Source organism: Bacteroides sp. GM023, assembly GCF_014750685.1.
Lineage (GTDB): Bacteria > Bacteroidota > Bacteroidia > Bacteroidales > Bacteroidaceae > Bacteroides.
Genome location: NZ_JAAXGE010000003.1, coordinates 668647 through 689689 on the forward strand (window position 1 = coordinate 668647; position 21043 = coordinate 689689).

The window sequence follows — 21043 nt, forward strand, 5'->3', positions numbered from 1 at the left end:
ATCACGGATTACAAATTATTGCGTATTTTTGCGGAGTTTTGGTTCAGCCAAAATGAAAACGCGAGTGATAATCGTTTAAATAAAAAAAATATGTTCAGAACACACACATGTGGAGAACTGAGAATCTCTGATGCAAATAAGCAAGTAACGCTGTCCGGATGGGTACAGCGTAGTCGTAAAATGGGAGGGATGACCTTCGTTGACCTTCGCGACCGTTACGGAATAACTCAATTAGTTTTTAACGAAGAAATCAATGCAGAACTTTGTGAACGTGCCAATAAATTGGGACGTGAGTTCGTCATTCAAATCACAGGAACAGTGAACGAACGTTTCAGTAAGAATGCCGGCATTCCTACCGGAGACATTGAAATCATTGTTTCCGAACTGAACGTACTGAACACTGCCATGACTCCGCCGTTCACCATTGAGGATAACACAGATGGTGGTGACGATATTCGTATGAAATATCGCTATCTGGATTTGCGTCGTAATTCAGTTCGTTCTAATTTGGAATTACGCCACAAAATGACAATCGAAGTTCGAAAATATCTTGATAATCTTGGTTTTATCGAAGTTGAAACACCTGTTTTGATTGGATCTACTCCAGAAGGTGCACGTGATTTTGTTGTTCCTTCACGTATGAATCCGGGTCAGTTCTATGCACTCCCGCAATCTCCGCAAACATTGAAGCAATTATTGATGGTTTCCGGTTTCGACCGTTATTTCCAAATTGCAAAATGCTTCCGTGACGAGGATTTACGTGCCGACCGTCAGCCGGAATTTACACAGATCGACTGTGAGATGAGTTTCGTAGAGCAGGAAGATATTATCACTACCTTCGAAGGGATGGCTAAACATCTGTTTAAGACCCTTCGCGGTGTAGAACTAGCCGAACCGTTCCAGCGGATGGCTTGGGCTGACGCCATGAAATATTATGGTAGCGATAAGCCTGACTTGCGTTTCGGTATGAAATTCGTAGAATTAATGGACATCCTGAAAGGCCATGGATTCTCTGTATTCGATAATGCCGCTTATATTGGTGGTATCTGTGCAGAAGGTGCTGCAACTTATACCCGTAAACAACTGGATGCATTGACTGACTTTGTGAAGAAACCGCAAATTGGCGCGAAAGGATTGGTTTATGCCCGTGTAGAAGCAGACGGAACGGTGAAATCCAGTGTAGATAAATTCTATACCCAGGAAGTACTTCAGCAGATGAAAGAAGCGTTCGGTGCTAAACCGGGTGACTTGATTCTGATTCTGTCAGGTGACGATGTAATGAAAACACGTAAACAGCTTTGTGAACTTCGTTTGGAGATGGGTGCACAACTGGGGTTGCGTGACAAGAATAAGTTCGTTTGTCTTTGGGTTATCGACTTCCCGATGTTCGAATGGAGCGAAGAAGAAGGCCGTTTGATGGCTATGCACCATCCGTTCACACATCCGAAAGATGAAGATATACCATTGTTGGATACCGATCCCGCAGCAGTGCGTGCCGACGCTTATGATATGGTAGTCAATGGCGTTGAAGTAGGCGGTGGCTCTATCCGTATCCATGATGCACAGTTGCAGGCAAAGATGTTCGAGATTTTAGGTTTCACTCCTGAAAAGGCAGAAGCACAGTTCGGCTTCCTGATGAATGCCTTTAAGTATGGTGCACCGCCTCATGGTGGTTTGGCATATGGTCTTGACCGTTGGGTATCTTTGTTTGCCGGTTTGGATTCTATTCGCGACTGCATTGCGTTCCCGAAGAATAATTCAGGTCGTGACGTGATGCTGGATGCACCATCCACAATTGATCAGACTCAACTTGATGAATTGAATTTGATTGTTGATATCAAAGAGGGAGAGTGAAAGAATCTGTACGCATATTCCGTTTTATAGTAATCGGTACAATGAATGCCATAATCATGGCGTTGGTTGTATGGTTGATGATGAAGGAAATCTCATTCGACGGTGACTATATGGTGGCTAATATAACGGCGTATCTGATAGCTCAAGTTCATAACTTTATTTGGTGCAAATACTGGATATTCCCTGTAGAAAATAAAAAGAACAGTCTCTGGAAACAGATACTGCTCTTTTGTTCTGCTTTCGGTCTGGCTTATACAGCACAATTCCTATTTCTTATTTTATTAGTGGAAGGATTGGATGTCAATGAATATTTGGCGCAATTCCTGGGTCTATTTATCTATGGAGGTGCCAATTTCCTGGCTAATAAGAAACTCACATTTCAATGAGATAGAAGATTATAAAGTATACAGAAAGGGCACAGAGTAAAATGTAAATTTAAACTCTGTGCCCTTTCTGTATACCTGTATCGTAGTTTTCAGCCTAATCTAAAAAACGTTTGGTCAACCCCTCGTATTCGTCAATACGACGGTCGCGCAGGAATGGCCACCAACGGCGCACGTTTTCCGAGCGTTCCATATCAATTTCCACTACTATATTTTCCGGACGATCGTTTCCGGCCTGTGCCAGGAATTCTCCTTGTGGCCCTGCCACAAAACTGTTTCCCCAAAATAAAATGCCGTTTGTTTGTCCTGATGGATCAGGCTCGTGACCTACCCGGTTGACAGAGATAACGGGAAGTCCGTTCGCAACAGCATGCGCACGTTGTGAGATAATCCAGGCATTGAGTTGGCGCGCTTTCTCATCGTCCGTGTCACTGCTTTCCCAACCGATGGCAGTAGGGTAGATTAATAGTTCCGCACCCTTTAGAGCCATCAAACGGGCAGCTTCCGGATACCACTGATCCCAGCACACCAATACTCCTAGCTTTCCCAAAGAAGTTTGAATCGGCTCAAAACCTATATCACCGGGAGTAAAATAGAATTTTTCGTAATAAGCGGGGTCATCGGGTATATGCATCTTTCGGTATTTACCTGCAATGCTTCCGTCACGGTCGAAAACGACGGCTGTATTATGATAAAGTCCCGGTGCACGTTTCTCAAAAAGAGAAGCCACAAGAACTACTTTATTAGCTGCTGCCAACTCTGAATAGAATCCCGTGGAAGGGCCGGGGATAGGCTCGGCAAGATCGAACAGGTTCGTATTCTCTGTTTGGCAGAAATAAAGCGAATTGTGTAATTCCTGAAGAACAATCAGTTGTGCGCCATGTGCGGCACAAGCCTCTATACTTTTGGCGAGGTTCATCAGGTTCACTCGAATATCTGAAGTGTTGGATTGCTGGATAAGTCCGACTTTTATCTTTTTCATGATATATAATTATTTAATAACTCCTTGTGGGTATTGCATGGTGACACAATGCAAAGAACCGTGTTGCTTGATTAGCGCACGGCAATCAATACCGATAACCTGACATCCGGGAAATGCTTCTTGCAGTACTTCACCCGCTTTCCGGTCATTTTCCGGCTGGTTATAGGTAGGATAAAGAATAGCGTCATTCAGAATTAAGAAGTTGGCATATGTAGCAGGCAGGCGTTCGCCATTTTCTTCTATTTTGTCCGCCATTGGCAAAGCCAATAGGCGATAAGGTTCTCCTGCCAATGTACGGAATGTTTTTAATTGTTCTTCCATGGCGAGCAGCGCTTCATAATGTTCGTCTTCCTTATCTTCGCATTTCACATAAGCGATGGTATCTGTAGAGCAGAAGCGTGCTAAAGTATCAATATGGCTATCGGTATCATCGCCTGTAAGATACCCATGATCCAGCCAAAGAACTTTTTGCAGGTGGAAAGTTGATTTCAGGTATTCTTCTATCTCTACCTGATTAAGTTTTCCATTCCGGTTGGGAGAAAGCAGACATTCTGAGGTAGTAAGAAGCGTACCCATTCCGTCACTTTCGATGGAACCGCCTTCGAGGACAAAATCCAACCGATCTATATATTGCCCTTTTAAGGCTCCGGCTTCTACGGCTTGTTTGGTGATTTTGTTGTCAAGTTCAGAGGCAAATTTCAATCCCCAACCATTGAAGGTAAAGTCAAGTAATGAGGGCGTGCCGGTGTCTATCATGGTAATAGCTCCGTGGTCACGTGCCCATGTGTCGTTGGTTGCGCATTGCAGAAAACGGACATTATCCATATTGACAACAGTACTAATCTGCTTTTTTACCTCTTCAGGCTCGGGAGTGACAATTAATAGTAGTTCACGTTCCGCTATTTCTTTGGCTATATTTACAAAACATTCTTGTACTTCTGCCAGCATATATGCCCAATCTGTGCCGTTGTGCGGCCATGTTAATTGTACACCGCTCTGCATATGCCATTCGGCAGGCAAATGAGGTGCTCTCATTTCGACCTGTACGGTCATATTTTTGCCGAAATTCAGTTGCAAATCTTTCTCCGAGCCGCTCGGGCTAGGCAGTCCAACCATGATTCCCATTAGACTATTCTATTTAATTGTTTATATAAATCGGTTTATTCATTCACCGATACGGTATTAATCTTTATTTTCCTGTTTCGGCTTCCGGTCAAAGAACGGATTTTTCGATGATGCGCTGACCGGAATCGCCATTACCATTTTACAGTCTTTCAACCAGTTCAGTCGTTGGGCTGCCAGTCCGGCAGAGAACATCACACGCGTATCTACACGCAAATCGGCTGCTGTGGCACAGGCGGAACCTATTGCGATACCCACATCAATACTGTTCAATGCACAGGGAACGCCTTCTGTACGTCCGGCGCAAGTTGCAAATCCGCAATGACCGCAATTCAGCCCTTGTGCTTGCTCACGCGTTCCTATTAATAGAACACATTCGGCATTGAGTATGTTGTCAGCATCACGCAGAAAAAACTTCATTCCATGTTCTTCTACCATCGCTATCATTGTATCCGATAATTGCTTAATTTCTTCATCAGTTATTAAAGCCATTTCGATAATGTCTATGCCTTTTCCTTTGGGAGCAGTACGCGCGGCAGTCATCATTTGACGTGCTACTTGCAATATATGCTCATGGCGAGCATCTCTTTCGTTCAGTATCATAACTTTTCTTGAATTAATTAGTCAGGCAAAGATAACGTTTTTCAAGAAAATAGTACCTTTGCCGGAAAGAAAGAATTCAAAACGCCATGTTACATATCAATAATGCCTGTATTGCTTTTGGGACAGAAGTGCTTTTCTCCGGTTTTAACTTGAAACTGGAAAGGGGAGAAACTGCCTGTATTGTAGGGCAATCCGGCTGTGGAAAGACCTCGTTGCTGAATGCGGTAATGGGCTTTGTCCCGTTAAAAGAAGGCTCTATTCAAGTAGGAGAGACACTACTCGATATATCAACCATTGACAGTGTCCGCCGACAGATAGCATGGATTCCGCAGGAATTGGCATTGCCGTTCGAATGGGTGAAAGAAATGGTTGCCCTTCCTTTTGAATTGAAAGTGAATCGTTCTATCCCTTTCTCGGAAGAAAGGCTTTATGCTTACTTTGACGAATTGGGGCTGGAACATGAATTATACACCAAAAGAGTGAACGAAGTATCGGGCGGCCAACGTCAACGAATAACACTGGCCGTAGCTGCCATGCTCAACAAACCTCTGATTATCATAGATGAACCGACTTCTGCTTTGGATGCTGGCTCAACTGACAAAGTACTGTCCTTTTTCCGGCGACAGGCAGAAAAAGGGGCGGCTGTGCTGGCGGTGTCTCATGACAAGGACTTTGCATTAGGATGTCATTATGTAATTGAATTATAAGAATATACACTGTGGGAACGATTGACATATCATATTATAATCTTTTTATAGGCTTGCTTCTGCTTGCCATTCCGTTCTTTTATCTATGGAAATTTAAGACGGGGCTACTGAAACCGGCCGTGATTGGTACGCTACGAATGATAATCCAATTATTCTTCATTGGCATGTACCTGAAATATCTCTTTCTATGGAATAATCCCTGGATTAATTTCCTTTGGGTGATTATCATGATATTCGTAGCCGGACAGACCGCATTAGTACGTACCCAGCTGAAACGTAGCATTCTCCTAATCCCGATCACAGTAGGGTTTCTTTGTAGCGTTGTGTTGGTAGGATTATATTTTATCGGAGTTGTTCTTCAACTGGATAATATTTTCAGTGCTCAATATTTTATTCCTATATTTGGGATTCTGATGGGTAATATGCTTTCCAGTAATGTGATCGCCCTGAATACCTATTATAGCGGATTGAAACGTGAACAACAATTATACAGATATTTATTAGGCAATGGAGCTACAAGGCAGGAAGCCCAGGCTCCATTTATTCGGCAAGCCATTATTAAATCCTTCAGCCCCTTGATTGCGAATATCGCAGTCATGGGACTGGTTGCCCTTCCAGGCACGATGATTGGGCAGATTTTGGGTGGGAGTAGTCCGAATGTTGCCATCAAATATCAGATGATGATTATGGTAATCACATTCACAGCATCCATGTTGTCGCTGATGATTACAATCTCGTTGGCTTCACGGCGTTCTTTCGATGCTTACGGAAAACTGTTGGAAGTAACCAAAGAACCAAAAAAATGACTATCACCGACCGGATATTCCACCAAGTAGCCGAAATTTCGATTCCCCGTTTCTTTATAACAGTGGAGTTTTCGGCGTCAGGAACAGAAATGCCCGAACACATCGAAACCTTCCTGTGGGAAAAGTACAATGTCATACTTCATGGAGCTACCGGACGTAAATTCACCTATAAAGAAGGAGAATGGCGACTTATTTTCACATTCTTTCCTACCGACAGAGTGGTAGACGAACGATATGCGCTAAAGAATAAAGTGCGTCATTTACCTTTAAGCATACCCCATAAACAACGGAGTTGAACAGCCTGCTCACCCGGCTGCACATAACCACCTTCAAACATCTTATCTGATACCTGGAATTTATCTAAATGATGGCGGATATATGTTTCTACTCCCGAAGATTGCTTCTTGACAAACGACAATAAATTCACTTTGCCGTCTTCACGAATAAAAACTTTGGCTTTAATCGTGCGGAAACCATATTCTCTGCAGTGTTTGGTCTCTGCTTTGTCTATCCAAAAAATGGCAGTAGCCTTCACCGTATCCGCAATACTGCTTTCTATACTGTCATTCACAGCATCATCCACCCGCATCTCCGCGGAATTATCACTCTTTTTAAGTTGGCAGGAAGCCATGAAGAGAACCAGAAAAAAGAAAAAAAAGCTCGTTTTCATCGTATTTATTATTGATAACGAAGTAAAAATACAGAATTTTCCACAAATAATGGAAGCATTCATCATTATTTTATAGATGAAATAAAAAAAGGCAAGAAGGAAACTACTCCTTTTTGCCTTTTTGATAGAAACTTATACTTATATAGTTAAAGCCTAACGGAAATCCTTCAGTTCTTCCTGCAATTTTTGACGGGTAAAGAAAATACGGCTCTTTACTGTGCCTAACGGAAGATTCAACTTATCCGCAATTTCACGATACTTGAATCCTGAAATGTGCATTGCGAACGGGATTCGATATTCTTTCGGAAGAGCATTGACTATACGGTGCATCTCTTTGAGGTCATATGACTTTTCCGTGCTTTCAAAACCGGCATCCTGCGGCAGATTGAGGTGATAGAGATTATCAGTCTTGTCGATAAATGTCTGGTCGCGAACTACTTTGCGGTAGTTATTAATAAAGATGTTGCGCATGATAGTGTACATCCATCCTTTGAAATTCGTATCAGGCGTGTATTTATCTTCATTATCTAATGCTTTCAATGAAGTTTCCTGCAACAAGTCATTTGCTTCTTCGCGGTCGGTTGTCAATTTATAAGCAAAACGTAGTAATTCATCTTGTACTCCTACTAAATCTTTTCTGAAACTTAAACTTTTCATATGCGTTGTTTTTTTGATTGTGATTATTCGTTGTTATCATTTTCATGCTGCAAGTTTACGGCATTTTATCAAATCCGACAGGGGAGAAATTGACGGATTTTAGCCTAAAAGCTATCGGCTGATAGTTTTTAGGTCATATTAGATAGTTTTTAGGTGGTTTTTTCCTTCATTTTCTTTCTCCATCGCTGAAATGTTCTCATCAAACTTTCCTCTTCTACAATTTCTACCATATTATAATGTATAACAAATTGCTCCATCGACTTTTTATACATCACCCCATTCTTGAATTTATTCTCTAGCAGAAACGAATAAAGCTCCGCTCTCATCTCCACCTCAATTTCTTTTTCTATTAGAAAGATACTATCCTGCCCAAAATAATTATATACCTCCGGATTCTTTCCATTTCTAGGTTTGGGAAGAACGAAGCATATATTTCCACTCTCTTTCCAGGAGACATCTTGCGGATGAGGAATGGATAATTGATGGAGAAAGTGATAGACAGGAGTGAGATGGGAGAGATGAATCGGGATGGGAAGTTGGGAATGTGCATTACCTTGGAACTTGATTTCTAAACATTGTCCATATCGGACATACATGTACCTAGCCAAATAAGGCTTGATGGCAAACGTAACTGTAACCATGAATTTTGAATTTTAATTTGTAAAAAGTTATATACAGATAGCTACTTGTGAAGCAGCAGATTCCATCGTGTGTTGTGAGTGATAATCCCATGGGTTGCGGGGACGGAATCATGTTTCTGCAATAACTTGAAATTCAAATGGTTACAACTGTTGTTTTTCCTTTAAAACCAACAGGCCGTTCCTTTAAAAGAAACGACCTGTTGCACACCGAGGAACGACCCGTTCCTTTTAAAGAAACGGGTAGCTCCTTAAAATCCATTCGGCAAAGCTATAAGTTATATTCTGAATTTTCAAAATTAAACACTTTGCAATATGTGTATATATGTAATAATAAATAACTAATATGTCACATTTTAATTTTGCGCGCATAGATATATAATATATGTAATAATTGTTGAATATATTTTCAAGAATACAATTTAACCATATTTAGTAAATAGTTATCCTGAAAGCGACAAAACATTTCACTATACCACTTGTTTTGCGTTAGAACTATGTAATTTTACCATAAACAAAAAAACAAGAATATGATAACATCAGTTAGATTAATGCTGAATAAGAGCAGGAGATTGAATAATGGTAGTTACCCTTTGGTATTTCAAGTTATACATGAGAGAAGAAAGAAGCTGATGTATACAGGTTACCATGTGGAAGAAGGTATCTTTGACGAATCGAAAGAAAAGGTTGTCTATGATAAAGACTCCTCATTTACCGTTACGGATATAGCGAAGATGAACCGGGAATTGCAAAAGATAAGACGTACGATTCATGCACAGATTCGCCAGCTTGAACGGTCAACGGATTATTACACGGTGGAAGATGTTTTAGCGCAATACATTCATAGGAACGCCAGGCAACAATTTTACTTATTACGCTACATCGACACACAAATTGAGCGGAAAAAGACATTGAAAAAAGAGGGGACGGCTGCGGCATATAGAAGTACACGTTTATCTTTGGCCAAATTTTTGAATGGGTCGGATATTCGTATGGCGGTGGTTGACTTGCGTCTTATCCGGCAATATGAAGATTTTCTGTATAACAGCGGGGTCACTGGCAATACGGTGAGCTATTATTTGCGGAATTTACGGACGCTTTATAATCAGGCTATAGTGGACGGCTATCATCCTCGTGGAGAATATCCTTTTGTAAAAGCACAGACTCGTCCCGCCAAAACCGTGAAGCGTGCTCTGGCCCGAAAAGACCTTCAAGCCTTGGCAAAACTGGATCTAAAGGATATGCCGGAATTAAAATTTGCCCGTGATTTATATTTGTTCAGTTTCTATGCCCAGGGAATGGCTTTTGTTGATATTGTACTTCTGAAGAAATCTGATATTTGCAATGGTGTACTGATCTATTCCCGCCACAAGTCCAAGCAATTGATTCGTATTGCTGTGACCCCTCAGATGCGGAAACTGGTGGACAAATATGCAACTGAGGGAGAGTATGTGTTTCCAATAATCAGTGAGAAATCTCCTTCGTTATACAAACAATATCGCTTGGCTTTGGGTCGTATAAACCGACATTTGAAGAAAATAGCTTGTATGATTGACGTCACAGTACCTTTGACTACTTATACCGCCCGTCACACCTGGGCAAGTCTTGCTCGTTACTATGGTGCGCCGGTTTCTATAATTAGTGCAGGTTTAGGGCATACTTCGGAAGAAATGACACGTATTTATTTGAGGGAATTCGATGTATCACAACTTGATAAAGTTAATAGTATGGTGACTAAATTGTCTTAGATACAAGATTTTTTTGTATTATAATTTATAAAAGAATGTATAGTATTAATATTTTATATATATTTGCAGTATTGTAATCTATTCCATAATAGAGATGGTATTAAAAAACTATCTATTGATTAATTAATTTTTCCGCTGCAAAGTAAACTGTTTTTTTTCTAATATCATTTATCATAATGTACAATAAACTATTCATTTTGTACAACTGGAGAGGAAATGTCTTGAATGGACTTATTTTCTGCTTGACAGCGCTTTATCAGTTCGCTTGGAGTACATCCGAAATGTTGTTTGCAATAACGACTGAAATAAACCTGTGAGTCGAATCCCAGTTCTTCAATGATGTCTTTTATATAGATACCCGGTTCAGTCAGTTTCTCCAAAATAAGTTGGTTTCTTTGTTTCAGCATCCATTGTTTGGCCGTCATCCCAAACGTCTCATTGAATTTTGCGAAAAAACGACTTCTTCCTAATTTGGATAGAGAGATGAGTTGTTCGATGTTGCTCACTTGTGTGTAGTTACGCATGATAAAATCCTTAAAATCCATTTCTTTCCCAATGATAGGATGAAATAACGCGGCAATTTCTTCCTTCTCATAAAATCCACGTATCAGGAAGAAGAACTCCCGTTGCATCAGTTCGTGCAGATGTAAACAGTTCATTTTACTTTTAATGCAGTAGGTCAGCAATTCCACAAAAGGAGTTAGTGGGTAACGAATCTTAACCGGTTCAAAATTATATTCATCTTCTTTGCAAAAATCTGATAATGAATGTAATGCAAGTTTGTCGCAATTCCATCCGGGGTTATCGAAAAACATTGAAAGTAAGTTTGCGTTTCCCTTCGTCCTTCCTTTGAAATGTGACGAACGCGGAATTAATATCATATCTCCTTCATGGAATAACCTGTTATGGAATTGATTGCAACTCACGCTAAAATCTCCTTTGAGAAAGAATAAGAGATAATTCTTACTTGCATTGTTTTCCCCGAATTCCGTATCTTCGAAAAACTCAGCGTATTTGAATCCTGTTTCGGCAGTTGCCATATAGTTTTGGCATGAAAGATGCTCCTCAATGTAAAGTAGTTCGTTTTGCATAAACTTGGTCTTTTAGCTATAGTTATTTAATTTGTTTGGCTTGTATGTTTCACAAATGTTTCAGTATTTGTGTTTCTAATAGGCTTAATGATAGAATTTTATTTTTCATCTATCTTATTTTCACTCGTAATATAATAATTCTGAAACAAATATCTATTCTGTTTGTGATGTAATCAATTAATAATCAATGTTTTATATATAAATTTCATTGTTCTAATCTCTATTATGGAATAGAGATTGAAAAGAAACCTCAAACAAAGCATTATATATGGATAGATATATAAAAACTAAAGTAAGCATATTCTTCTTTATGCTTTTTCTGACAAAAAGTTTCCTTGTCAATGCGCAAGATATAACCATAAAAACAAACTTATTGTATGGCGGTATTATGCAGGCTCCGAATGTTGGCGTAGAGTGGGGGCTTTCTCCTAAACTGACTCTTGATTTATGGGGCGTCTATAATCCTTTTCCGTTGGGTAAAAATGGTCATGGGGCAAGCAACCATAAGATGAAACACTGGTTGGTTCAGCCTGAACTTCGTTATTGGCTATGTGAATCGTTCAATGGGCATTTTTTCGGCCTGCATACATTCTATGGGCAATATAATATAGGTGGTGTCCGCTACCTCGGGCTAAGTGATTATCGCAGACAGGGGAATGTGGCAGGAGCAGGGTTTAGTTACGGTTATCAATGGCTCCTTTCGACACGCTGGAGTCTGGAAGCCTCTTTGGGCATAGGTTATGCGCGTTTCAATTATGATGTGTACCCGTGTAAGGAGTGCGGCAAACGCATTCGGAAGGAGAATCGTAACTATTTGGGCCCTACACGTGCCGCAGTTTCTGTCATTTACGTAATTAAATAATATAAAGATGAAGAAATATCTGATTATATTGATTCTCTGCTTTAACATAGCTGCTATCTCGGCGCAGCAGCACGAACAAGTTTCCATTGAAAATATCATTGCAACTAAAGACACGAAAGGGCAGGTCTTGCTGGAATTCACCTTCTCAGTTCCTTCAAAGACGCTTGGCGCAAATGATGTATTGATGCTGACCCCGGTTTTAATAACGAAAGATGGAAGTGAGCAACGTACCCTTTCTCCCATATATGCTTATGGCCGTATCAGCGCTTTAAGCGCTCGTCGCAAGCGGACTTTTAACGGAACAACTGGTGAAACAACGGATGCTACCCGCTTTTCAATTCATAATGGCGATACGTTAGTTTATTCCTCTACGTTTGCTTATCAGTCCTGGATGCGAACTGCCACCCTTGTGATGCGCAGCCAGCTCAGGAACTGTTGCAAGGAACATGAATTGCCAGTTCGTGAACTGTATACCTGTTCTTTTGAAGAAGAACGTTCCGAAAAGCAACCTTGTATTGTGGTGCCGGAACAACCAACGGTCACTTTGGGAATCACTGAACACCTGGCACAAACCGAACATTTCGTAGAGCCTGTAGAGAATTATGTTCCCCGACAGAAAATCATGGTAGGCGAGCAAGAAGAAGCACAAATTATCTATTTCAAATGGGATAAAATGGAAATAGACAGCGAATATTTTGACAATGAAAAAGTATTGCGTCATGTGATAGATGTGACTCGCCAAATACATGACGACCCGGAAGCGGAAATTGCACGTATCGTGTTACTGGGACTTTCGTCCCCCGAAGGACGCTATACTTATAACGTAAAACTGGCAGGGCTTCGTTGCGAAGCGATGAAACAATACATCCTCAATCATATATCGCTTCCCGACAGTTGCTTTGAACTGGTAAATGGCGGCGAAGGATGGGATGAACTGCGTTATCAAGTTGAAAATTCGGAGATGTCCGATAAAGAGGATATTCTACGTATCATAGATGATGTTCCGATTTTGAAGGGACGTGAAGTACGTTTGATGAAACTGAATCAAGGCATACCGTATCGGTATATGAAGGAACATTTCTTTCCTAAACTCCGACGTGCCGGATATATAAAGGTATATTATTGCAAGAAAAAGTAACTATATAATGTAGACCGAATTAGGGATATAAATAATCAAAATCATTTAATTTTTTAATGTAACAAAAAGATGAGAAAAAACATTTTTTTAGTTGGTGCCTTTACAATGGCAATACTGGCGTTTTCCGCCTGTAGTAATGAAGAATTACCCGCAGAAAATCCGGGTAATAGTGAAAAAACAGAAGTGGTGGAAGGGGTACCTACTTACGCACGATTCACTATCAAAATGGATGGCATGAAACCTGGCACACGTGCTACTGATGACGGAACTGCTGCAGAAAAAGCCGTGAAGAACGTTCATGTGTATGTGTTTTCGAATGGAGTTTTTGAGGCATCAACTACTCCTGCAGGGACTACTGTAAATGGTAGCACTGGAGTATTTCATAGCGAAGTATTGAAATTGACTTCCGGTGAAAAAACGATTCTGGTAGTTGCTAATACAAGTACCGGTTGGTATCCGGTGCCGACAACAGGCACGTCTCTTACTACATTCCAAAATCAGTTGATGGATATGTACACTACTCCGGGGCGTCTTGCACACGATGGTGAGGCAGCTATTGACCGTCTAGGTGAAGGATTCAAGCATATGCAAGGTTTTGGTGATGCTCCGAATAATGGCATTTTAATGACTAACTTATTATCCCAATCCAGCTTTATCTTGAAACCGGGTATTTCTCAGGCTGATGCTGAAAAAAACAATTATGGTGCTGACGATCCTAAAGACTTCAATCATTTTGAAATTCCTCTTTATCGCGTAACTGCTAAATTGCAAACTACATACAAAGATGGGGATGCATTGATTTATAAGGCAGTGTTAGGTAATGAATTGACTAATAAAGTAGAAGTCGGTACTTTGAAAAATCCAACTTTCACAGTACGCAACTTGCCAAAGGATGTATATCTTTTCAAACATGGAAATACTAACTTCCCATTGCAGACTCCGTTATATGATAAAACACATACAAGTTCAACTTGGGCAGATTTTAAAGTTTTTGACGAAACAAATGAGCCGACTCTTGCAGTCACAGAGGCAACAGGAACACCTAAAACTATGTATATACCGGAAAATGCCAATGCAGTACCCGTTATCGGAAATACTTCTTATGTACTGGTGAAAGGTACCTTTGAACCCAATAGAGAGTATGTAATCACAGATGTGGATAAAGATGGAAACAAGGTATATGGATTTAAAGATAATACGGATAAGATTAGTGTGTTTACCTATGCACCGGATTGGGGTGTCGAAATTTATGCCGTACCTGCATCTGTAACCGGCGATGAGAATCGTGTGAAGCATGGAATGAACACTACATTGAAAGCTTATTTGGTCAAAGCAAATTTGAAACAGTATATTGGTAGTACTAAAGATGCCCCGGTATATGATGGTATCACTGGTAAAAACATTTACTATAGTGTAGTTGCAGGGGTCAAGAGTGGTATTTATAATACTGTGGTTATCTCTAAGAATGTTCAGAATGATGGTAAGACAGGATATGATGCAACAGCGGTAGAAACAGTGAAATATTTGCAATATACTAATGGAGAGACTTATTATCGCATCAACATACAGGATAATACATATCCGGAAAATAACAACTTGTACTATTCGGTTACTCGCAACAATTTCTATAAAGTGAACGTGAAATCAATCTCAGGTGTTGGATATCCGAATGATTCAGATGTCACAGTAACTCCGGAAAATCCGATCAGCCAGAAAACTTATATGCAGGCTCATATTACTGTTGAGCCGTGGAAAGTTATAGATCAGGAAGCTGATTTGAACTAATAACAGAGTATTAAAGAAGTTTCATCTCCGGGCGTTACTGCCCGGAGAAAACTTTCTCAAAATCATAAATTAAGAAATAAGATGCATTTCAAATTTACAAGATTGTACCGGTATGCCGGAATAGCCGCACTCATATGGATGTTGCCATGGCTTGCTACAGGATGTGTAAAAGAAGACCTTTCCGGTTGTCCGACTGGTTCTTACTCAATCAAATTTGAGTATGTGAATCATACCGACACTGAACATTCCAATCGTTTTTATATGGATGTACACAGGGTGGATCTATATGTATTCGATTCAACCGGACATTTTGTGAAATGCATAACCAATAGCGGAACTCCTTTTGATGAAAACTTTCATATTAAACCGGAGCTTCCCGAAGGAAACTACACCTTGGTAGCTTGGGGAAATTTGTCTGATGAAGTAATGGTAAAACCTGCTTTTGTGAGTGGAAAAACGACACTTGAAGAAGGTTTACTTTCACTAAAGACCATAACCAATCAAAGCGTGAACAAAAAACTGACTCCGGTCTTTCATGCCATTAAAGAAATAATAGTGGATGATTCCACTGATAAAACCGATATTCTTTCATTTACGAAAAACGAGAACCAGTTGGGCTTGACAATCAAATGGTTTGAAAAAAGCGGCATACCATGTATTCATGGTAGTGCGGACGGCGTACGCATACGCGTGGTTGACCCCAAAGGGGCAACTTATAAATTTGATAATTCTATAGTTGCTTCGGGCAACGAACTAATATATTATCCTTATCAAACAGTCGGCAATGACAAACATAACGAGTTGACTGGGAGTTTCTCATTGATGAGACTGATAGAGGGTGAAGAAATGACTTTGTTGGTAGAACGTCCGATGGAGGACGGAAGCGTGAGGGAACTCTATCGTTACAACCTGGTGAATCTGATTCGGGAGCATCCCTATTCGCGTGCTCAAGAAGACCTCGACCGACGCGATTTCTATGAAATAGAACTTTCACTGGTAGATGATTTGGATGGCGATACGGACACATTCATGCAGGCAGCCATTACAATAGCCGGATGGAAAGTCATATTGCAGGACACCGGAATATAATATCACATGGGAATATAGTATCACATTATAATATAGGAGAACATGAAAATAAAATATTTATCGAAATTGGGTTTGACGACTCTGCTGTTATGGTTGACGGCTGCTTGCACTGCCGGCTTAGAGCAGTCTTTGGATGATGAGGGACAGGACAGTGGAATGGAGATTCCTGTCAGTATATCGCCCAGACTTTCGGTAGGGCAGGATGAGACGTTGTCTAAATTGCGTGTAATTATTTTTTCGACACGCAACTCCAACCCTTATGCTTCCAAAGTCTTGATAAGTAATGAACTGATAGATGTGAATAAAGACTATACGACCACTACTTACGTGGGTTATAATGACATCTATGTGATAGGTGACGAACCGGTGGATCTTTCGAAGGTAAAAGAGCCTAAAGATTTAAAAGGTATCAAAATGAATACTGAGACGAGTTTGACAGCTTCGGAATTTGTGTTCTACAAGGAGTTGCTCAATGTGAACGTAAAAGGCAAGAATGAAATATATCTTGAAGGTGAATCTACACCTATGTCAAAGTTGGATGTGAAGTTGCAACATGTGGTGGCTAAACTGACAGTCGATTTTGCTCTTGGCAGACAAATTTTTGTCGACGGTGTAGCTACTGGGAAGTTTTTAGAATTCAAGTCGATGGAGTTGGTACGTATTCCTAAATACAGTTACTTGAGCCCGGAAAAGTATGGGCAGGATGACGGATATTCAGACAACAAGTCATTTGACTTAACAAAAAACAATACTGCTACACAGGTTAATCGTTTTAAGTGGTTATCCGGTGAAATATACCTGCCGGAATATTTGCTTACAGATAATAAATATAGAATGGCTTTACGCATAAATGGCGTTGAAAATGGTGTAAGTCACACTTATACTTTACCTATTGGCGATGGGATGAACCCCGCAAGTTCTAAATCTACGGACTGGAATATCACCCGCAATCGTCATTATAAATTAAAGATTACAGCTATCAAAGGGTATGGCGAAGCGTCTCTTGACGTGGATGCAAAGGTAGAGGGCTGGTCGGAAATCAGTATTCCGGTTGACATTCCGACATCAAGTTTCATTGCTGTTAGTACACAAGAGGTAGATGCCAAATCTCTTCGCTTTTATACATATATTCGTTTTATTAGCAATGGGGAAGTTTCGGTAATAAAACCTGCAGGGGTAGCAGATAATAATCTAGCACATACGGTAGAGTATGATGATGCGACAAAAACAAGCGGTCGTATTGGATTCAGACTGGGAAATTGGAATGCGGGAAAGAAAAATACATTCGTAGTGGAAGTGAAGTCAGGAACATCGTCACTTAATATTAATGTAAATGTTTCTAACAGAAGAGCATCCTCGGAACAAACGAATGAGGTCTCTTGGGCTGCCGCTATGGGGTATCCCGATGAGGCGAATCGGAACAAGGTGGACTACTATAATGCAAAATACCATAAACAAGGTCCCATGAGCGGATGCAAGAACTATTTTGTAGGAAGCGAAAATGATCCAACAACGGGAAAAGGATGCTGGAGAGTCGCTACTATTGGAGAAAATCAGGATTTGTTTATTTCAGGGAATTATTGGGCTATTGAGGACTATGCTGCGACTCAAGCATATTACGTAAATAAGACTGGATTCCCTGTTGCAAACAAAGCTTATACGCGGTGTAAATATTTTTGCGTGCTAGATGTGCTTCCACCTGAATTATCGGAATTTATCGTTTCAGATACTGATGTGAATGACATAGCCCAAGCAGATGCATCCAAGGTTTGTACGGACTTAGGTACCGGATGGAAATTGCCTACAGGAGAGCAAACGAAGTATGTATTCCAGTATGCGGGAACTAACGGGCTGCCTAATAACTTTTTTTCCGACAGTTATTGGGGACAGAATGCGGATGGTACTTTCATTGTAGCTACAATGAAAGATTCCGAGGGCACAAACACAACTGATGCCCTGCGAAACCAACCTCATGCGGTACGTTGTGTAAAATCACGTTATTAAAAGAGAATAGTATGAAATTAAGAATGAAATATCTACATATCGCTTGCTTGTTTTTATTTTCCGGTCTGACAGCTTGTTCGGAAGAGGATAATATATCGGGACAAGAAATACAAACAGGCGAATCGGAACAGATTGTTTTGAAGTTGAGTGTACCGAAAGAATCGGTTGTTCAGACCCGTGCTGCCGCCGATACACCAAATGATGATGAAAAGGTGGAAAGGATAGACTTTTTAGTTTTCGATGACAATAAAAGGTTAGTTTGGCACGAACAACCGACAGTGAAATGGACAGGTATAGACTATAAGATGACAGTAAGTGTACCATCATATAAAGGTAAGCATCAATTATATCTGGTCGCTAATTATCCTATGACAGAAGAGATGATACCCGATTTAGACGCCTTGTTGGCTGCTCGAAGCAAAACACTCAATGCATCTGTTGCTTCTCCCTTTGTGATGTCTACGCGTCTGATTGAACTATCGAATTTGAATGCTACGACTATAGGGGATGCAATGAAAACTGACGGAGGGGCTTTCAAACTATGGAGAAATGTTGCGAAATTTAGTGTAAGTGTGAGCGCGACCAACTTTTCCCTAACTTCGGTAAATTGGATTAATTGCTCTGCGGAAGCTCCCGTTGTATACGAATCCGATTATGAGGTGTCATCGAAAAGTGCATTCCAAAATATTGCTTCTCCGGCTTCTCCGGTTTTCCTCTATAACATACCGGATTATGGGACAAATAAACCCAATCAATCGGATGGGTTTTATGTGGTGATTGGAGGAGAGTATACAGCAAAAGATGGAACAAAAACTGCTGGATTTTACAAAATCCGCTTGTTCACTCTAGGTGCAGATTCTAAGACAAAAGTGCCACTCTCTTCGATTGACAGTAACAAATATTACAAGATAGACGTAAAAAGTGTCTTTGGGGCAGGACTCAATAGTTTGAATATGGCAAAGAAGAACGGTTTTTCCAATGATATGGAAGCATTGACTTTTTATGAATATAAGGGTTCGCATGATTATCGGGAAAACTTTTTGCAAAATGGTTATCAATTGGGAATGGAAAAGTCACATTTGAAGATATATAACGGCAATTATTTTGATGGACTTTCATTAGGGTATTTTTATCGGTGCATTCGGGATGCTTCTCTAGGTGATTATACTATATTGGACCCGGATTACCCCAATAAGAACCGTGGACGTGTGAAGGCGTATGGAGTAGGGACGGACACGTCAATAATATTGGCGTCGACTCAAGTGTACGACAAACCAGATTCACCGATAGAAATGGAATTGCGGTTTACTGACGATAAGAGTAAATTTAATAATAGTAATATAATAAAGGTGGATAACTATACAATAAATAGTATCCTCCAATATGGTACGATTAGAAAAGAGATGACTATTGACCGCTATCGCTCGATTCCTAACATATATACAGTACTGACAATGCAGAACACTAGTAATGCGGAAGTGGTAGGAGATGCTACATCATGGGTCGGCATTGCCGAGCAACGTCACGAAGGAGTAACCACTTATCCGAAGATAGACTCTGAAAATGCATACATATTTATTCACGTAAAAGCTAATAATACGGGGCAGCCACGTGATGCTGTCATTCGCCTGTTTGGCAAGGATGGTTATTATGAAGTTCATCTTCGTCAAAAAGCGTAAAAAGTAAATTAACACATTGAATAATGGAAGATATAATGACATCATTTGAAGAAATTCTACTGGAAGAAAACAAGGATGAGAAGCATGTTTACTTTCATTGTATAGAAGAGAGTTGGAGAGCATTCGGCCGGTCGGCTTATTATTCGGTTTTGCTTTATCCTGAACTGAAAGTAATAAGAGAGAAGGGACATGCAGGAAGAGCGTGTTACGTGAATATCTCTAATGAGCGTTTGATGCAGATTGAGGAAACGTGCCGTCTTTTTGTAGGAGACGAATGTATAAAGGCGGAAGTTCCGCCAATAGTTTATTGCAGGAGAAAAGGATATACGGAATGGGAGAGAGGGTTATAGAAGTGGTTGCAGGTACAAGAGGCCTAGGATACATCGGTTGTATCATATGGAGCATCCTGGTTTCTTGTGCTTGTTCATCAGGTAAATATCGGGAAGAACGTCGTGATATTAAACATTTTTGGGATGAGTATGATTTCACGGACACGCTGTCGGATGCAAAACTGGGTGTTACCGGACAAATGTTGGTGGATTATCTGACACTGTTGCCTCAGGTTTCAAACGAACAGGCCTGCAACAATCTGAAACAGCTTGTCGCTAAGTCCGTAGTCAATAAGGAACTGAACATCTGGCTTTTGCAGCAAATGGAGCAGTTGCTTTATGAGTCTAATTCGTCCCTGCGGAACGATGAATTTTATATAGCAGTCCTGGAAGAAGCGCTTGCTTCGGAAACTATAAAAGGAATGATGCGTGTGCATCCGATGTATCAGTTAAAGATGCTTCGGAAGAATCTTCCGGGTGAAAAAGCCACAGATTTTGTTTTTACTACCGCTGACGGGCGAACAAGGTGCTTGTGGGATGTTCCGGCTAAATATACATTATTAATGTTTTATGACCTGACTTGTGAACATTGTCAGAAAGAAATTTGGGAGTTGTCCGCATCGCCTCTTATCAATCGGTTGTTATCAGCCAGGGAGCGGAATAGTCCCAGTCTATCATTGGTCGCGATTTGTATGGAAGGAGACGTGGACACATGGAAGAGGTGCTGCGCTGCACTACCCGCCGCATGGGTACATGGATATGATTCGGAAAATAAGTTGGTTGAAAAAGAACTTTATTTTCTACGTTCGTTACCATCTCTGTATCTTTTGGGAGAAGACAAAATGGTATTGTTGAAAGATGCTCCTATAGGGAAAGTACTGGATTATTTGAATTGA

21 protein-coding genes are annotated in these 21043 nt (G+C 40.5%); 14 read left to right on the top strand and 7 right to left on the bottom strand.

The window, feature by feature from the left end; all coding sequences use genetic code 11:
- The first annotated feature begins 90 nt into the window (after positions 1-90).
- Together aspS and HC965_RS09475 are read left to right on the top strand one after the other, a co-directional pair.
- Positions 91-1854: an aspartate--tRNA ligase gene (gene aspS / locus HC965_RS09470; RefSeq protein ID WP_191031251.1), complete on the top strand. Its 1764-nt coding sequence runs from the start codon at positions 91-93 to the stop codon at positions 1852-1854.
- Positions 1851-2240: a GtrA family protein gene (locus tag HC965_RS09475; RefSeq protein ID WP_191031252.1), complete on the top strand. Its 390-nt coding sequence runs from the start codon at positions 1851-1853 to the stop codon at positions 2238-2240. The genes aspS and HC965_RS09475 overlap by 4 nt, the downstream gene beginning before the upstream one ends.
- Positions 2241-2334: 94 nt before the next feature.
- Here the strand turns inward: HC965_RS09475 and HC965_RS09480 are convergent, their stop codons facing one another.
- From HC965_RS09480 to HC965_RS09490, 3 genes are read right to left on the bottom strand one after another with little or no spacing between them, the layout of a single operon-like run.
- Positions 2335-3219 carry a carbon-nitrogen hydrolase gene (locus HC965_RS09480; protein WP_191031253.1) on the bottom strand — a complete coding sequence of 295 codons (885 nt, stop codon included), beginning with the start codon at positions 3217-3219 and terminating at the stop codon, positions 2335-2337.
- 9 nt (positions 3220-3228) lie between these two features.
- Positions 3229-4344 carry an agmatine deiminase family protein gene (locus HC965_RS09485; protein ID WP_191031254.1) on the bottom strand — a complete coding sequence of 372 codons (1116 nt, stop codon included), beginning with the start codon at positions 4342-4344 and terminating at the stop codon, positions 3229-3231.
- Between the two features lie 57 nt (positions 4345-4401).
- A complete protein-coding gene (locus HC965_RS09490; RefSeq protein ID WP_191031255.1) occupies positions 4402-4944 on the bottom strand; it encodes a ferredoxin domain-containing protein in 543 nt (180 codons plus the stop codon).
- Positions 4945-5030: 86 nt separating this feature from the next.
- On the opposite strand from HC965_RS09490, the gene HC965_RS09495 reads away from it, so the two are divergent.
- Genes HC965_RS09495 through HC965_RS09505 form a run of 3 tightly spaced genes read left to right on the top strand, consistent with a single transcriptional unit; the run spans position 5031 to position 6753 of the window.
- Positions 5031-5651 carry an ATP-binding cassette domain-containing protein gene (locus HC965_RS09495; RefSeq protein WP_191031256.1) on the top strand — a complete coding sequence of 207 codons (621 nt, stop codon included), beginning with the start codon at positions 5031-5033 and terminating at the stop codon, positions 5649-5651.
- A gap of 11 nt (positions 5652-5662) precedes the next feature.
- Positions 5663-6457, top strand: coding sequence for an ABC transporter permease (locus HC965_RS09500; protein WP_022137473.1), 795 nt, complete (start codon positions 5663-5665; stop codon positions 6455-6457).
- Positions 6454-6753 carry a hypothetical protein gene (locus HC965_RS09505; protein ID WP_191031257.1) on the top strand — a complete coding sequence of 100 codons (300 nt, stop codon included), beginning with the start codon at positions 6454-6456 and terminating at the stop codon, positions 6751-6753. Before HC965_RS09500 ends, HC965_RS09505 begins: the two co-directional genes overlap by 4 nt.
- Here the strand turns inward: HC965_RS09505 and HC965_RS09510 are convergent.
- From HC965_RS09510 to HC965_RS09520, 3 genes are all read right to left on the bottom strand, one after another.
- Entirely contained in the window at positions 6714-7127 is a 414-nt protein-coding gene (locus HC965_RS09510) for a DUF4891 domain-containing protein (RefSeq protein WP_191031258.1), read from the bottom strand. The two genes, HC965_RS09505 and HC965_RS09510, sit on opposite strands and share 40 nt — an antisense overlap.
- Before the next feature lie 153 nt (positions 7128-7280).
- Complete coding sequence (locus HC965_RS09515; protein WP_191031259.1) at positions 7281-7784, bottom strand: RNA polymerase sigma factor; 504 nt, start codon at positions 7782-7784, stop codon at positions 7281-7283.
- 149 nt (positions 7785-7933) lie between these two features.
- The gene (locus HC965_RS09520; RefSeq protein ID WP_191031260.1) at positions 7934-8425 is read right to left on the bottom strand and encodes a hypothetical protein; all 492 of its coding nucleotides are present in this window, start codon (positions 8423-8425) and stop codon (positions 7934-7936) included.
- A gap of 527 nt (positions 8426-8952) precedes the next feature.
- Between HC965_RS09520 and HC965_RS09525 the strand changes: the two genes are divergently transcribed.
- Positions 8953-10170, top strand: a complete 1218-nt coding sequence (locus HC965_RS09525) for a site-specific integrase (protein ID WP_191031261.1) — start codon at positions 8953-8955, stop codon at positions 10168-10170.
- 188 nt (positions 10171-10358) lie between these two features.
- Here HC965_RS09525 and HC965_RS09530 read toward each other — a convergent pair whose 3' ends face one another.
- Entirely contained in the window at positions 10359-11261 is a 903-nt protein-coding gene (locus tag HC965_RS09530) for a helix-turn-helix transcriptional regulator (protein ID WP_191031262.1), read from the bottom strand.
- Positions 11262-11571: 310 nt separating this feature from the next.
- Here HC965_RS09530 and HC965_RS09535 point away from each other — a divergent pair, with 310 nt between their 5' ends.
- From HC965_RS09535 to HC965_RS09570, 8 genes are all read left to right on the top strand, one after another.
- Positions 11572-12123, top strand: a complete 552-nt coding sequence (locus tag HC965_RS09535) for a DUF3575 domain-containing protein (protein WP_370539971.1) — start codon at positions 11572-11574, stop codon at positions 12121-12123.
- A 7-nt stretch (positions 12124-12130) separates the two neighbouring features.
- Complete coding sequence (locus HC965_RS09540) at positions 12131-13261, top strand: DUF3868 domain-containing protein (RefSeq protein ID WP_191031264.1); 1131 nt, start codon at positions 12131-12133, stop codon at positions 13259-13261.
- 69 nt (positions 13262-13330) lie between these two features.
- The gene (locus HC965_RS09545; RefSeq protein WP_191031265.1) at positions 13331-15046 is read left to right on the top strand and encodes an Mfa1 family fimbria major subunit; all 1716 of its coding nucleotides are present in this window, start codon (positions 13331-13333) and stop codon (positions 15044-15046) included.
- Positions 15047-15127: 81 nt separating this feature from the next.
- The gene (locus HC965_RS09550; RefSeq protein ID WP_191031266.1) at positions 15128-16135 is read left to right on the top strand and encodes a FimB/Mfa2 family fimbrial subunit; all 1008 of its coding nucleotides are present in this window, start codon (positions 15128-15130) and stop codon (positions 16133-16135) included.
- A gap of 42 nt (positions 16136-16177) precedes the next feature.
- Complete coding sequence (locus tag HC965_RS09555; protein ID WP_191031267.1) at positions 16178-18139, top strand: hypothetical protein; 1962 nt, start codon at positions 16178-16180, stop codon at positions 18137-18139.
- 11 nt (positions 18140-18150) lie between these two features.
- On the top strand, positions 18151-19818 hold the full coding sequence (locus tag HC965_RS09560) for a fimbrial protein (RefSeq protein WP_191031268.1): 1668 nt from the start codon (positions 18151-18153) through the stop codon (positions 19816-19818).
- A gap of 23 nt (positions 19819-19841) precedes the next feature.
- Positions 19842-20168, top strand: coding sequence for a hypothetical protein (locus HC965_RS09565; RefSeq protein ID WP_191031269.1), 327 nt, complete (start codon positions 19842-19844; stop codon positions 20166-20168).
- Positions 20150-21043, top strand: a complete 894-nt coding sequence (locus HC965_RS09570) for a DUF5106 domain-containing protein (protein WP_191031270.1) — start codon at positions 20150-20152, stop codon at positions 21041-21043. The genes HC965_RS09565 and HC965_RS09570 overlap by 19 nt, the downstream gene beginning before the upstream one ends.